We start from the raw sequence: 13,504 nt of genomic DNA, 5'->3' as shown, positions 1-13,504 counted from the left end.
CCCTGGCGGTGTCGCGCGGCATTCGGTGGCGGGCGCCGCCTGCCATCAATGCGCCCGCAGCGCATCGACGATGTTCATGCGTGCCGCGCGCAGCGCCGGGAGGAAGCCGCCGATCAGGCCCATCGCCATCGAGAATGCAAGCGTCTTCACCACCACGGAAGGCGTGAGGATAAAGCGGAACGAGAGGTCGGCAAAGGTCTGGAAGTTGGTCGTGGAAAACGAAGCCAGCTGCATCAATGCCGCGCAGCCCAGGCCGAAGATGCCGCCTGCCAGGCCCAGCAGCAGGGCCTCGACCAGGAAAGCGGTGAGCACGTTGACGCGCTTGAAGCCGAGCGCGCGCAGCGTGCCGATTTCCGCGACGCGATTGGCGACCGATGCGTACATGGTGATCATGGCGCCGATCATCGCCGCGATCGAGAAGATCGTCGACAGCGTGAAGCCAAGGATGTTGATGAAGGTGGAGAGCGCCTTCGACTGGTCGCTGTAGAAGGCCTGTTCGCGCTTCGCCTCGTTGGCAAGCCGCGGGTCGACATCGATGTCGGCCTTGAAGCGCTCGAAGCTGCCTGTCTGCGCCAGGCGGAACACCATCGCCGAATAACTGGTCCGCCGGAACGATTGCATGAGCTGGTCGACATCGCCCCAGATCTCCGAGTCGAAGCCGCTGCCCCCTGCATCGAAGTGCCCCACGACCGTCCAGTCGCGCTGGGCAAAGCGCAGGTGTTCGCCGATCTGCACGCCGCTGAATCCCTTGGCGATGCCGCTGCCGACGATGATCTCGGACGAGCCGGACCGGAACATGCGCCCCGCCACCAGTCTTACCTGCGGGCGCAGATCCAGGCCCGCTGGCGACACGCCGCGAATCACCACGTTAGACGGCCGCTCCGAACTGGTCTTGGTGAGCGAGATGAGCACCACGGCTTCCTTGGACACCAGGGGCCGTCCGCCACCGCCCATCGCCACCGCCGGATGCATCTCCATGATGCTGGCCTGGTCGCGCGAGATGCCGCTTTGCACCTCGGTTTCGGCGCCCTTGCGGATCACCACCACGTTGTCTTGCTCGCCGGTGGTCACGAGTGTCTTCTTGAGGCCCGCGTCGAGCATCAGCATGGTGGCGAATACGAACACCACCAGCGCCAGCCCGCCGGCCGTGAGCGACGTGGTGAGCCGGCGTGCCCACAGGTTGCGCGCGATATAGGAAAGCGGAATCGCCATGGCTGCCCCGGATCCGCTAGCCGATGGCCCGCAGGCCTTCGACGATGCGCACGCGCGCCGCCTGCACGGCCGGCACGATGCCGGCGGCGACCCCGATCACCAGCGCGCATGCCGCCTGCAGCCGGAACGTCTCGCCCGACACGCTGAAGACGGGAAACACACCGCCCACTGCCTGCTTGAACAGGCTCGCGACGGGCGACGTGGCGAGCATGCCAATGCCGCCGCCCACGATCCCGATGGCGATCGATTCACCGAACACGAGCAGCGCCAGGAACCCGGGCCCGAAACCGAGCGCCTTGAGCGTTGCGTACTCGACGGTGCGCTCGCGCGCGCTCATGGCCATGGAGTTGGCCATCACCGCCATGATGATCACGATCACCACGTAGGAGACGACGCGGATCGCCGCGATGATCTGGTTGGACATGGCCACGAAGCCGAGCTGGAATGCCTGCTCGGTCTCGGTGAGCGTCTCGGCAAGGGAGTTCTTGAAGACGCCATCCACGCCGCGCGAGATCGCCGCGGCATTGTCCGGGTTCGCCACGCCGATGACAAAGACGCCGACCTGGTCCGCCTGCCGGGGCGAGCGCTTGCGCACGGTCTCGTTCAGGTATTCCCAGTGGAACACCATCTGGCGCGTGATGGTGCTCTCGTCGCGGCCGTCGAGGATGCCGCGCACGACGAACTCCCAGGTGCCGGGATAGATGGTGCCTTTGATCGGGATGACGTCGCCCACCTTGAACCCGAACTGGTCCGCGAGCTGGCGCCCGACCAGGGCGCCCTTGCGGTCGCGCTGGTAGTCGGCGCGCTGCTGCGGCGGCACGACGAACTCCGGGTACAGGTCGAGATAGTTGTCGGAAACCGCGAACTGCGCAAAGAAGTTCTTGGGATCGCGGTAGACGCCCCCGAACCAGTTGGAACGGGCCACCAGCGTGACCCCGTCGACACCACGGATACGGTTCTCATAGCTCAGTGGCAAGGCGAACACCAGCGAGATGGCGTTGCGGGTCACCAGCCGCGCATTGGATGCCGCCGCGGCGCCCGCGTACCAGGCGTCGACCACCGTGCGCAACAGCCCGAAGGCCAGCACCGCCACCACCAGCCCCACCACGGTCAGCGTGGTGCGCAGCTTGTGCCGCAGCGCGTTCCTGACGATCAGCTTCAGCACGTACATGGCATACGTCCGCAATGCCCGCAATGCCCGCAACGCCGTTCAAGCAGCCTTCCCATGGCTGAGTTCCCCCTTCTCCAGGTGCACCAGCGACTTCGCCGCGCCGGCGGCGTGCGCATCGTGCGTGACCATGATGATGGTCTTGCCGAGCTCCGCGTTGAGCCGCTGCATCATCGACAGGATCTCCGCGGCGGAGGCGCGGTCCAGGTCGCCGGTAGGCTCGTCGGCCACGATCAGCATCGGGTCGGTGATCAGCGCGCGGGCGATGGCGACGCGCTGCTGCTGGCCCCCGGACAGTTCGGAAGGATAGTGGCTCATGCGGTCGGCCAGGTTGACCATCTCGAGCACCAGCCCGACCCGCGCGCGCCGCTCCGCGCGCGTGAGGCGCGTCAGCATCAGCGGCAACTCCACGTTCTCGTAGGCGGTGAGCACGGGCATCAGGTTATAGAACTGGAAGATGAAACCCACGTTGGCCGCGCGCCAGTCGGCCAGCGTTGCTTCCGCAAGCCGCGTGATGTCGAGCCCGGCGACCAGCAGCTCGCCGCTGTCCGGCCGGTCGATGCCGGCAATCAGGTTCAGCAACGTGCTCTTGCCCGAGCCGGACGGCCCCATCAATGCGATGAATTCGCCCTCGCCGATGTCGAGGGTGATGTCGGTCAGGACCGGTACGGTCTGCGCGCCGCGCCGGTACGATTTGGCGACGTGGCGGATGGCGACGAGCGGCGCGGTGTTCACGTTACTTCTTCGCCACGGTGACCTTGGCGCCGTCCCGGATCTTGTCCCCGGGAGCCAGCACCAGCACGTCGCCCGGAGCCACGCCGCCGACCGCGACGAGATCCCCCAGCCTGGCGCCCGTGGTGACCGCGACTTCGCGCACCATGCCGTCCTTCACCACGAAGGCCACCTTCCTGCCGCCACGCTCGACGATCGCGCCCGGTTGCACCGCAACCAGGGGCTGCCGGTCCTGCGGCGATACCGGCTTCGACAGGAACGCGATCTTGGCGCTCATGTCGGGCAGCACGCGCGCGTCGCGGTCAACGAAACGCACCTTGACCAGCACGGTCGCCTTCGACCGGTCCACGGTGGGCACGATGCGCGAGACCCGGCCCTCCATCCTCAGCGCGGGCAGCGCGTCGAGCTGGAGTTCGCAGGGCTGGTCCACGCTGATCTTGCCGATATTGGACTCCGCCACGTCCGCTTCGACTTCAAGGGTCTCCATGTCGGCGATGGTCACGACGGCACCCTTGGTGTCGGACGCGGACGAGAACGGTGTGATGTTGTCCCCGACATTGGCATGCTTGATCAGAACCACGCCATCGAAGGGCGCGCGGATCACGGTCTGGTTCACCGCGACCTGGGCGACACGGGCATTGGCCTGCGCCGAGGCAATGGCGGCGCGGGCGCTGCCGACCGATGCCCTGGCCTTGTTGTAGCGCGCCAGGTCGGCCTCGTACTGCGCCGTGGAAATCGCCTGTGGCACGAGCAGGGTCTCGGAACGGCGCAAGCTGGTTTCCGCATCCTTCAACTCGGCGACCTGCAGCTCGAAATTGGCCTGCGCCACGCCCACCTGGGCCGACGCCTGGGCCAGGGAGGCCTCGACGTCCCTGCTCTCGATCCGGGCAATGATCTCGTCCTGCTTCACCCGGGAGCCTTCCAGCACGCCGAGCCATTCGAGCCGGCCTTGCGCCTTCGAGCCGACCGCCGCCTTGCGCTGCGGCACCACATAGCCCGTCGCGTTGAGCATGGTGTAGTTCTGCGACGGGTAGGCCGAAGTGACGGTCGCCGTTTCCACGGCCTGCGGGGCAGTCAGCCGGACGGCAATGCCGGCCACGGCGGCGATGACCAGCGCAATGGCAGCGTAAGGCACCCAGCGCCGGCGCCGCGGCGCCGGCGCGAGCGAGCCGCGGTCGATTTTCAGCCTTGCCAGATCGTGATCAGCCAATTTTTCGGACCTTTCCCAGAAAACCAGAGCGTGTTCCGGAGCGCCTTGCAAGGCGCACGCCCCGGCGAAGCGCCCCGCCCGCATGTGCTGCGGCAGACAGGTCCCCAGTATAGTGCCGCGCCCGGACAGTGCTTGCAATGCCACATCGGCAGCGACACGACGGAGATACGGCGGCCCGGACCTGGCGGGCGGCCGGCATCGTCCTTCCACGCGCCCGCGGAGATGCCGGCGTCAGGTATCCCCGACGACGCAGGGCCGCCAGGTCGAGGCTCGCCATTCATGCACGCCGCCTGATGCCTCACTGATAGTGATGGATACCATCAAAAATTATCGTTGTACATGATTCGACCCGGCGCATAACTTTAGTGCACACGCTCTCGGGTCCATTCCCCAGGCCATTTGAGCGGACAGCCAGGCCGCTTGCCCGGCGATCGACTTGATCGATCAGGCAGGCGTCGAGCGGCACCGGCCAATAAAGAAATTCAAATAATTGGAGGAGACATGACAGAACGGATCGGCTATGCCGGGATTCAAAGCAATCCCGTGTTCAAGGAGCTCGTCAGCAGACGCAGGCGGCTCACAATTCTTCTTTCCGCGGTGACGATCGTCCCTTACTGCATCTTTATCCTGGTTGCCGCACTAAGCCCGGGTTCGCTTGCATCGCGGCTTTCCGGGCAAAGCAATATCACGATCGGCTGGGTCGTTGGCGCGATGCTTATCCTGGGAAGCTGGCTACTGACGGGATTCTATGTCCGGCAGGCCAACGTCGACTTTGACCGACTCACGGAAAGACTGGCACTCGGGGCTGAAAAATGAAACCGAAGCTAAAGGCAGCGTTCATTTTCTTGTCTTGCCCGCTCGCAATGCCATCCTACGCGGCCCCGGGAGCGCTGCAAAACATAGAGGCGCAGCCGATCAATACCGTCGCCATTCTCATGTTCCTGGCATTCGTGGTCGCCACCCTCGGAATAACGTACTGGGCCGCATCCAAGACGAAATCGCTGGACACCTTCTACACCGCTGGCGGCGGCATCTCCGGATTCCAGAACGGACTGGCCCTGGCGGGCGACTATATGTCGGCGGCCGCCCTGCTCGGGATCAGCAGCATGATCTTTTCCAGCGGCTACGATGGCTTTATCTACTCCATCAGCTTCTTCGTCGCCTGGCCACTGCTTCTGTTCCTGTTCGCGGAGAAAATCAGGAACCTTGGCAAGGTCACCATATCCGACATCGCAGCGTACCGGCTGGACCAGAACACGATACGAATATCCATGTCGATCGGGTCCCTCACCGTCGTTTGCTTCTACCTGGTCGTGCAAATGGTCGGCGCCGGACAACTCATCCAACTTCTCTTTGGCCTGGACTACAACTATGTCGTCATCGGCGTGGGCCTGCTGATGATGATCTACGTCACGTTCGGGGGCATGGTCGCGACCACCTGGGTACAGATCATCAAGGCAGTCCTTCTCCTGGCCGGCGGAACGCTTCTGGCAATCCTTGCATTGTGGAAATTCAATTTCTCGATTGATTTCCTGCTGGCCAAAGCCGTCGAAAGCCACAAGGCCGGCGCGAAGATCATGGCACCCGGCGCCCTGGTGTCAGACCCGGTCTCCATGTTTTCACTGGCGATCGGGCTGGTGTTCGGTACTGCAGGGCTGCCTCACATCCTGATGCGGTTTTTCACGGTTCCGAACGCCAAGGAGGCGCGCAAGTCGGTATTCGTGGCAACCGGGTTCATTGGATTCTTCTTCCTTGTCGTCGCCGTCCTTGGACTATCCGCCATCGTCATCGTCGGCAAAGACCCTGCCTTCTTCGTCGGAGGGGACATCGGCGGCAAGCTCATCGGCGGCGGAAACATGCCCGTCATGCATCTGGCCAAGGCCCTCGGCGGCGACGTGTTCCTCGGATTCCTGTCAGCGGTAGCCTTCGCGACCATCCTGGCCGTTGTCGCCGGTCTCACCATGGCCGGATCGTCCACTATCTCCCATGATCTGTACGCCAGGGTAATCATGAAGAACCGGGCGGACCCGGCGCGCGAGATGCGGGTGTCCAGGGTTGCCTCGGTGTGCATCGGTGTCGTCGCCGTTGGCCTGGGAATTCTCTTCAAGGACCAGAACATCGCCTTTCTCGTCGCCCTGACCTTCGGCGTTGCCGCATCCGTGAATTTCCCGATCCTGGTGCTCTCCATCTACTGGAAAGGCCTGACCACGCGCGGCGCATTGATCGGCAGCGTGGCGGGGATCCTCTGTTCAGTGGGGCTCGTGATCCTGTCGCCGGCGGYCTGGGTGAAGGTACTTGGGTACAAGACGGCGATCTTCCCCTACGACTATCCCGCGATCATTTCGACGAACGTGGCCTTCCTCGTCACCTGGCTCGGATCCGTCACGGACCGGAGCGCCCGCGGCCGCCAGGAGCGCAAGGACTACGAAGGTCAGTTCGTCCGGGCCCAGACCGGAATCGGGGCGTCCCGGGCCGTCAGCCACTAGCCACGCTCCTCCGCTCGGCAAGGTATCGGCCAGGTCCACCTGCCTGGCCATTTCACGATCATTGAAGGCGGAATCAGTTTCCCTTTCATGCAGGCCCACGCCTAGGAATTTCTGGAGCTGAAAATGCAGTACAAAGACACCGGCCTAAGGTTTTCCCGCATTACGATTTTCATTCATTGGCTGATCGCGGCCGCCGTCGCGCTGATGGTCTGGCTTGGCCTTTCCGCCAGCCAGCTGGAGAACGGCCCGGAGAAGGCCGAAATCCTCCGGGTGCATGGCGGCGTAGGGGTGCTCGTCCTCGTCGTTTCCATCTATCGCCTGTGGGCGAGACTCACTTCCTATCACCCCCTCCCGCTCGGGTCGCCGAATCCGATCGAAGTCATCATCGGCAGGTCCGTGGCGGTTGGCCTGGCTCTCGCGACCGTTCTCTTGCCATTGGACGGATGGCTGGCCATGTCTGCGGCAGGCGAAGTCATCACGCTGCCCGGCGGCATCGTGCTCCCCGCCCTGATGGGACCGAATGCCGAGGTGGCGTACGTCGCGAAGCTGCTTCACAAGGTTGGCGTGTACGCGTTTCTCGCCGGACTGGCCCTTCATATCTTTGGCGCCGTCAAACATCACTTCGTTCTCAGGAACGACACGCTGAAGCGAATGCTGGGCAAGAACGTGGAGCTCTGATCATGAAGCACGAAAGCCAAATCATCATGTCGAAGAATCCAGCAACAACATTGTGCGGCATCGAATATCCGGTATTCCAGGCAGGCATGGCCGGCATTTCCGGGCCGGCGCTGACGGCGGCGGTGTCCAATGCCGGCGGCCTGGGACACCTCGGCGGGCTGCGCCTGCCACCCCTGGCCCTGAGAAAGTGGATTCGCGAGACGCGGGAACTGACAGACAAGCCATTCGGCGTGAATCTCGTCCCGTCCTTCGGTGGCCCGGATGTATTCGAAGCGCAGTTCCGCGTTGTGCTGGAAGAAAGACCGCGGGTACTTTCGCTCTTCTACGGCAGCTTCCACGAGATGATTCCACGGGCGAAGAATGCGGGAATCACGGTCATCGTCCAGGTCGGAACGCTGAGTCTTGCCAGGGAGGCGATCGCGCAGGGGGCGGACATCATCGTCGCCCAGGGGGCCGAGGGTGGCGGACACCTCAACCAGGGAACGATCGGCGTGATGTCGCTGGTCCCTGCCATCGTCGCCATCTCGAAGGGACGCCCCGTCCTGGCCGCGGGCGGCATTACGAACCGTGCCGACGTGCGGGCCGTGATTGAAGTTGGCGCTTCGGGAGTCTGGGTTGGCACCGCTTTCGTGGCAAGCGATGAATCCCTTGCGCATGACCTCTACAAGCAGAAGATCGTGGCGGCCACGGTGGACGATACCGAATATCGGACCGGATACTCGTTCGGCTGGAAATTCGGCACCCCGCACAGGGTGATTCCCAACCGCAAGAAATGGAACCTCGTGAAATATGTAGGTGGCGGAGCGCGCGTCATCGACAAGCCCGAAATGGCGGAAAAGCTGTCGCTATACGCAGGCCAGGGCGTCGGGAAGATCGATGGCATCGTCCCCGCCCGCCAACGCGTTGCCGAGCTGGTCGAGGGCTTCTCCCCCTGGTTGCCCGCAGACGCCCTGCCGGCGCTCCACGGCACTCACGAGACGGCCTGAGCCGGCGCCGGGCAGTTCCGGGGGGCCTGGATATCCGGCCTTGAGATGTCCAGGCCCCCCGATCGGGGCCCGGGGCCGGACACGGGAAGTCCACACGGACTACTCCCCGATGGATTCGAATTGCTCGTGCGCCATATCGACCATGGCACGGACGGCCGACGTCTCGAAGGTATCCTTCCTGCGGACGAACACGGTCGCCACGCGCGAGAATTCGGACGGAAGCTTGTGACAGCGGATCAGCTCCCGCGAGCCTTGATTTTCCACGACGGCGCGGGGAAGTATCGTCACACCCATCCCTGCCGTCACGCACGAGATGATCCCGTCGAGCGTGCCCAGTTCCAGTATCTGTCCCGGAATGAGTCCGGCCTGATAAAGCCATTGCTCCAGGGTGGAACGATAGAAGCAACCCGTGCGGAAAACGAGGACCGTCTGCTGAGCCATGTCCTTCGTAAGGCTTGCCAGCGTCCGATACTTCCTGCTGCTGACGAGGACGAGCTCCTCCTTGAAGATTCCCTCCTGGTGCAATACCGCGTTCTGGTGGAACCCACCGACGAACGCCCCGTCAAGCCGGTGACTCTCCACTGCCTTGATGAGCTCCACGGTCGTGCCGGTGATGAGCGAGAGCTGGACCTGCGGATACTTTTCCCGATAGCCGGCCAGTACCTTTGGCAGCCTGACCGCCGCGGTGGTCTCCATCGATCCCAGCCGCAATATCCCGGTCGGCGTCGACGTATCCAGCAAGACACTCCGGCTCTCGTCGGCCAGCTGAAGAATGCGCTGCGCGTATCCGAGGAAGGTCTCTCCCGCCGAAGTGAGCGTGATGCCGCTCTTCTGGCGAATGAACAGAGGCTGCCTGAGTTCCTGTTCGAGATCCTTCACCCGCATTGTCACATTCGACTGGACGCAATGCACTTTCTCCGCAGCAGCAGTGAAGCTACCTTCTTCCGCTGCCGCGCAAAACATCCTTAGCTGGCGCAGCTCCATGTTATCGACTCCAGATATTACATTTTATGATGGCTAGAATTCTTGGAAATCAGATGTAGCGATGCAGCGCCTAAATTATACTTCAGCTATCCACCGCGAAGCTTAAGTGAAATTATTCGTTTTTCCCGGTGCGGATGTCTTTTACAACGTCACGTCAATGCCATTTCAGACAAGTGATCGGGCTGTTACCAAAGGCAAATGGAATGCAGTCCTTATAAATTCCCGTCCCTGGTTCACATGAAAGGAATGAAGCATTTTTTCATGAACGGAAATAAGCTCCCTCTTCTATTTCACCGCGGTCATTTCACTACGGCGCGCGCAAGATCCTCCTGCCCCGCCGCCGGTCGCCGCTAGTCGCCGCTTGTCGCGCCACTTGCCCCGTTAGCCGGCGAGTTCACACATTTCTGCAAAGGTGAAGTTGATGCAAGATCCGGGTATTAGCGCCGAAGTCGAAGGGATTTTTGCCGGCGGCATTGGCATCCTTGGCGAAGAGGGCCATCGAAGCGGAATCTTCAAGAGACGGATCCGCGGCGAGGCCAAGGTGTCCGTCGATGGCATCGAAGGTGACGAACATGCGGATCCGAGGGTTCACGGTGGCCCCGAAAAGGCCGTCCATCATTTCGCCGCCGAGAACTACCGGCGCCTGGCGGAATGCTTTCCCGATTGTGCGGGCATCCTTGTCCCCGGCAGCCTCGGCGAGAACATATCAACGAACGGGCTCACGGAGCGGAACGTACATATCGGTGATGTCTTCAGGATGGGCGGAACGGTCCTGCAAGTGTCCCAGCCGCGAAGCCCATGCTGGAAGATAAATCACCGCTTCAATGCGGACGGCATGTCTCTCGTGGTCGCGCAGGAGCGCATGACCGGTTGGTATTACCGAGTGATCGGCAGTGGGATCATTGGACCGGGCGACAAGTTAGAGCTGATCGAGCGCGAAACAGAACGGTTCTCGATAGATGAATTCTGGCGCGTCCAGTCGTCCAGCCGGCCTGGCATCGACGACATGCTGGCCCTCATCGCCGTTCCGGGACTCGCCAATAGCTGGAAGGTGCGCCTGAACGACCGGGTACGGTGGATCCGCCAACGACACCCCGGATTGTGAGGTGCCGGCCGGGCGCACCGTCCTGATGGACTACGCCATGCCCCTCCGCCCGACTGGCGCCCGGCAGCCGCATGCGGATCTCAAGGCGCCTCCGGCTTGTGCCGGGGATCGTCGTTCGGATCGAGGTATTCCAGCCCGAGCGGCCCGGTGCCGCTGACCTGGGTGATGTACTCTCCCGACCTCGCCCAATGGAAGTGCGGCGTGCCCCCTGGCAGCACCACGACACTGCCGGGCGGATAGGCCGTCAGTTTCTGCGGGTCGAACTCATTACCGATGCCAATGTAGAACACCCCCGCGATCACGGTATAGACCCGGTCCTCGGGATGAACATGCGGCATGAGCTTCACGCCGCCCGGCACCTTTACGCGAACCACGTAGGGACCGGGCTTGCCCGGATCGCCGACCAGCACGGACAGCTGCGCACGCCGCGGGAAAGCGGCGAAGGACGACCACTGGATGTCTTCCTGCTGAATGGAGCCGACCTGCTTCGGCGAAAGCCCCCCGGCAAAGGCGGCGTGCCCGGTGATCAGGCACGACACGGCACAGACGATGCCCGCGACATTGGTCAGAATCTTTCGCATACCAGATACTCCTTTCTCCGTGAGCGGCCGCTCGGCAATGGGCCGCGACTGCCTCGACGTGAAGGCCCCGGAACCGCCCGCCTTCGGGTTCGTTCTCGCCGGGATCGCGCCGATCGACGTGACCAATATATTTCCTGCATGGATTCCGGTACACATCAGGGCGCTAACAAGAGTTGGTACACCGTGTAAAAGATGCCATCCGTCATCGCGTCATCGCGCCGGCCCGCGCGGCCTGCCGGGCTTCGCCGCCGGGCAGCGTTGCAAAGCCGCCGCACCCGCCGCGGCCATCGCGAGCGCGATCCAAAGCGCGATCACGCATGCGTGGAGGAACGGCTGCGTGACTCCCGGCAATTGAAAACGCCCGGCCACACTCCCCCGGGCGTTAGTCGTCTCGACCTGGCTGGCAATCCAGCAGGCGGGAAAGTGTCAATCCCTGGTCCGAGCTGTAAAATCCTCGCCGTTGATCCGGCTCGAGATGCTGATGTTCTCGGCCCGATGCTCGTGCAAGATCACGTTGATGATCTTCGGATCCGAGCCGATCGAGTCATGCGTCACCTGGATGATGTCTCTGATCAGCCTCGCACGACGCTCCTGCGTCAGGCCGGCATTGATGTGGCATTCGATAAATGGCACGGTTATCTCCGGGAATGATGTTATTTCAGGCGGCTGACCAGGTCCTTGTCGTTGGCCGCGCCTTCGACATAGTCCGGCAGGTGCTCGCCATGCTCGACGAAATTGATCCCGCGGCCTTCCCGGATCACGAAGAAGATGTCGTCCTTCGTCTCGCCGGTCGCTTCGCTGACCACCCGCAGCAGTCCGGCCGCGAGCTGCCGCTTCTGCTCATCGGTTCTGCCAAATCGCATGTCACAAGAAATGAGGGCCATCCGGGTCTCCTATAGGCCTCTGTCGTCACTGGATTCCCGGGTGCTTCGCCGGGAACTTCGGTACCGGACTTACCCTCGTCATGAGCTGCATCAGCTCAGCAACCGAGTGCGCATCCAGTGCAGAGACCAGATCGATGATCCGGCCTCGAAGCGTTTCATCAGCGTATTGCTCGCTGAGCCAATGGAATTTCTCGACCGTGCGGTCCCAGCTGAGCGGGTTGTCGAGCCCGCCTTCAAAGCCGACGTGCTCGGCGGAGAACACCCTTCCGTCCTTGCACCGGATCGTGACCCTGGTGTTCAAGGCACTGGGGTAACGGGCGGTGAATGCGGGGTCGGGACGCACGACGACCCGCTTCAGCAGGGCCTGCGCATCGTCCGCCTGCACTCGGCCCGGCTCCAGCTGGGCAGGTCCGACCTGGTCATCGAGCATAGCGGCCGCGATAAGATACTTGAGGTTGTAGTCCGCCTGCTCCTTGGTCCGCGGATCATCCTTCGGGCCGAAGCCGCCACCACCCGCGATGTCGAAGCCGGTCTGGAAGATGTCGCACACCACTTCCTCGACCTCCTCGCTTTTCACATCGTTCGCGCGCTTGAGGGCGAGCGTCACCTCAAGCACCGGTTGCCCGTGAATCAGCGAGCAGTACTTCTTCATCACCGTCTGGAAAATGATCTCCAGCCGCTGATCCTCCCATTCGACATCGATTGGCTGGTCGAACATGCGGACCAGTCCGTTCGGCCCTTCGAACAACCGCAGCGGGCCGGTGAAGCCGCGCTTCGCAAGCGACGCCGCGTACACCGCGCGCATCCCGGTGATGCCCGGCGAAAATCCCTTCCATTGCGAGACCGGTTCGGAGTGAACGCAGGTCAGCGAGATGTTGTCTACCGTGGCGATCGCTATCGCATGGGCGAGCTGGTCCGCGTCGAGGCCGAACAACCTGCCGGACGCGGCCGCCGCCGAAACCGCGAGCTGAATGGCATGGTTGAAGCCCTTCGCCATCACGGGGACGATCGCCGTGATGCGGCACTGGATTTCATACGCTACCGCCAGCGCGAGCATGAACGCCTCGCCACTTGCGCGCGCATGCTCGGCCGCCGCGAGCACCGCGCCGAAATTATCGCTTGGATGACAGAGCCCGCCGGGAGACATATAGCTGTCCAGCAGATCGACGTAACGAACCAGGCCCGAGTTGTATAGCGCTGCCTGGTCGGGCGACGTGGTTCCGCCGCCGATCAGCGAGCAGGACCCCGCCGCCGGGCCGCGGTATTCCTCGAACTGCTCTCGCAAGGCCGTGAACGGCGTGCCAGGCAGTGCCGCAATCGCACAGCCGAGGCTGTCAAGGATGTTCCGCTTGAACAGCTGGCGGGCCTGCGGGGTGAGATGACTTGCTCGCGCGTTCGAAGCGAACGTCGCAATGCGCTGGACGGTGGTCGGTGCGGTCATTCTTGACAGTTGCCTGTTGGATGATTTCAATTCATGC

The 13,504-nt window shown here is 62.9% G+C and carries 14 protein-coding genes; 5 read left to right on the top strand and 9 right to left on the bottom strand.

The window, feature by feature from the left end:
* Positions 1–45: 45 nt before the first annotated feature.
* Genes AC1DK4_RS09465 through AC1DK4_RS09450 form a run of 4 tightly spaced genes read right to left on the bottom strand, consistent with a single transcriptional unit; the run spans position 46 to position 4,322 of the window.
* Positions 46–1,212: an ABC transporter permease gene (locus AC1DK4_RS09465; protein ID WP_441643202.1), complete on the bottom strand. Its 1,167-nt coding sequence runs from the start codon at positions 1,210–1,212 to the stop codon at positions 46–48.
* Between the two features lie 16 nt (positions 1,213–1,228).
* Positions 1,229–2,383, bottom strand: a complete 1,155-nt coding sequence (locus AC1DK4_RS09460; protein ID WP_441643201.1) for an ABC transporter permease — start codon at positions 2,381–2,383, stop codon at positions 1,229–1,231.
* A 39-nt stretch (positions 2,384–2,422) separates the two neighbouring features.
* Positions 2,423–3,115, bottom strand: coding sequence for an ABC transporter ATP-binding protein (locus AC1DK4_RS09455; protein ID WP_441649770.1), 693 nt, complete (start codon positions 3,113–3,115; stop codon positions 2,423–2,425).
* 1 nt (position 3,116) lies between these two features.
* Positions 3,117–4,322 (bottom strand): efflux RND transporter periplasmic adaptor subunit, encoded by a 1,206-nt coding sequence (locus AC1DK4_RS09450; protein WP_441649811.1) that lies wholly within the window; start codon positions 4,320–4,322, stop codon positions 3,117–3,119.
* Positions 4,323–4,823: 501 nt separating this feature from the next.
* Between AC1DK4_RS09450 and AC1DK4_RS09445 the strand changes: the two genes are divergently transcribed.
* The 4 genes from AC1DK4_RS09445 (at position 4,824) to AC1DK4_RS09430 (ending at position 8,472) form a co-directional block, all read left to right on the top strand.
* Positions 4,824–5,138, top strand: coding sequence for a DUF485 domain-containing protein (locus AC1DK4_RS09445; protein ID WP_441649769.1), 315 nt, complete (start codon positions 4,824–4,826; stop codon positions 5,136–5,138).
* Positions 5,135–6,808 carry a cation acetate symporter gene (locus AC1DK4_RS09440; protein ID WP_477131494.1) on the top strand — a complete coding sequence of 558 codons (1,674 nt, stop codon included), beginning with the start codon at positions 5,135–5,137 and terminating at the stop codon, positions 6,806–6,808. The genes AC1DK4_RS09445 and AC1DK4_RS09440 overlap by 4 nt, the downstream gene beginning before the upstream one ends.
* A 123-nt stretch (positions 6,809–6,931) precedes the next feature.
* Positions 6,932–7,486: a cytochrome b gene (locus AC1DK4_RS09435; RefSeq protein WP_441649767.1), complete on the top strand. Its 555-nt coding sequence runs from the start codon at positions 6,932–6,934 to the stop codon at positions 7,484–7,486.
* A gap of 2 nt (positions 7,487–7,488) precedes the next feature.
* On the top strand, positions 7,489–8,472 hold the full coding sequence (locus AC1DK4_RS09430) for an NAD(P)H-dependent flavin oxidoreductase (protein ID WP_441649766.1): 984 nt from the start codon (positions 7,489–7,491) through the stop codon (positions 8,470–8,472).
* Between the two features lie 99 nt (positions 8,473–8,571).
* On the opposite strand, the gene AC1DK4_RS09425 is transcribed toward AC1DK4_RS09430, so the two are convergent.
* The gene (locus AC1DK4_RS09425) at positions 8,572–9,456 is read right to left on the bottom strand and encodes a LysR family transcriptional regulator (RefSeq protein WP_441649765.1); all 885 of its coding nucleotides are present in this window, start codon (positions 9,454–9,456) and stop codon (positions 8,572–8,574) included.
* A 421-nt stretch (positions 9,457–9,877) separates the two neighbouring features.
* Between AC1DK4_RS09425 and AC1DK4_RS09420 the strand changes: the two genes are divergently transcribed.
* Positions 9,878–10,561 carry an MOSC domain-containing protein gene (locus tag AC1DK4_RS09420; protein WP_441649764.1) on the top strand — a complete coding sequence of 228 codons (684 nt, stop codon included), beginning with the start codon at positions 9,878–9,880 and terminating at the stop codon, positions 10,559–10,561.
* Positions 10,562–10,641: 80 nt separating this feature from the next.
* On the opposite strand, the gene AC1DK4_RS09415 is transcribed toward AC1DK4_RS09420, so the two are convergent.
* The 4 genes from AC1DK4_RS09415 to AC1DK4_RS09400 all read right to left on the bottom strand — a co-directional run bounded on the left by AC1DK4_RS09415 (position 10,642) and on the right by AC1DK4_RS09400 (position 13,467).
* On the bottom strand, positions 10,642–11,142 hold the full coding sequence (locus AC1DK4_RS09415; protein ID WP_441613858.1) for a cupin domain-containing protein: 501 nt from the start codon (positions 11,140–11,142) through the stop codon (positions 10,642–10,644).
* Positions 11,143–11,568: 426 nt separating this feature from the next.
* Positions 11,569–11,775, bottom strand: a complete 207-nt coding sequence (locus AC1DK4_RS09410) for a tautomerase family protein (protein ID WP_441613857.1) — start codon at positions 11,773–11,775, stop codon at positions 11,569–11,571.
* 20 nt (positions 11,776–11,795) lie between these two features.
* The gene (locus AC1DK4_RS09405) at positions 11,796–12,026 is read right to left on the bottom strand and encodes a tautomerase family protein (RefSeq protein WP_441649763.1); all 231 of its coding nucleotides are present in this window, start codon (positions 12,024–12,026) and stop codon (positions 11,796–11,798) included.
* Between the two features lie 25 nt (positions 12,027–12,051).
* Positions 12,052–13,467, bottom strand: coding sequence for an MmgE/PrpD family protein (locus AC1DK4_RS09400; RefSeq protein WP_441649762.1), 1,416 nt, complete (start codon positions 13,465–13,467; stop codon positions 12,052–12,054).
* Between the last annotated feature and the right edge of the window lie 37 nt (positions 13,468–13,504).

It is taken from the genome of Cupriavidus sp. 05N38, from assembly GCF_056397345.1.
This window is presented reverse-complemented; position numbering and strand designations above follow the sequence as displayed.

Excerpts from the sequence above, each read along its gene's own strand:
- AC1DK4_RS09425 (WP_441649765.1), bottom strand. The coding sequence starts at position 9,456 with ATGGAGCTGCGCCAGCTAAGGATGTTTTGCGCGGCAGCGGAAGAAGGT.
- AC1DK4_RS09420 (WP_441649764.1), top strand. The coding sequence starts at position 9,878 with ATGCAAGATCCGGGTATTAGCGCCGAAGTCGAAGGGATTTTTGCCGGC.
- AC1DK4_RS09465 (WP_441643202.1), bottom strand. The coding sequence starts at position 1,212 with ATGGCGATTCCGCTTTCCTATATCGCGCGCAACCTGTGGGCACGCCGG.
- AC1DK4_RS09430 (WP_441649766.1), top strand. The coding sequence starts at position 7,489 with ATGAAGCACGAAAGCCAAATCATCATGTCGAAGAATCCAGCAACAACA.
- AC1DK4_RS09460 (WP_441643201.1), bottom strand. The coding sequence starts at position 2,383 with ATGTACGTGCTGAAGCTGATCGTCAGGAACGCGCTGCGGCACAAGCTG.
- AC1DK4_RS09435 (WP_441649767.1), top strand. The coding sequence starts at position 6,932 with ATGCAGTACAAAGACACCGGCCTAAGGTTTTCCCGCATTACGATTTTC.
- AC1DK4_RS09405 (WP_441649763.1), bottom strand. The coding sequence starts at position 12,026 with ATGGCCCTCATTTCTTGTGACATGCGATTTGGCAGAACCGATGAGCAG.
- AC1DK4_RS09445 (WP_441649769.1), top strand. The coding sequence starts at position 4,824 with ATGACAGAACGGATCGGCTATGCCGGGATTCAAAGCAATCCCGTGTTC.
- AC1DK4_RS09415 (WP_441613858.1), bottom strand. The coding sequence starts at position 11,142 with ATGCGAAAGATTCTGACCAATGTCGCGGGCATCGTCTGTGCCGTGTCG.
- AC1DK4_RS09400 (WP_441649762.1), bottom strand. The coding sequence starts at position 13,467 with ATGACCGCACCGACCACCGTCCAGCGCATTGCGACGTTCGCTTCGAAC.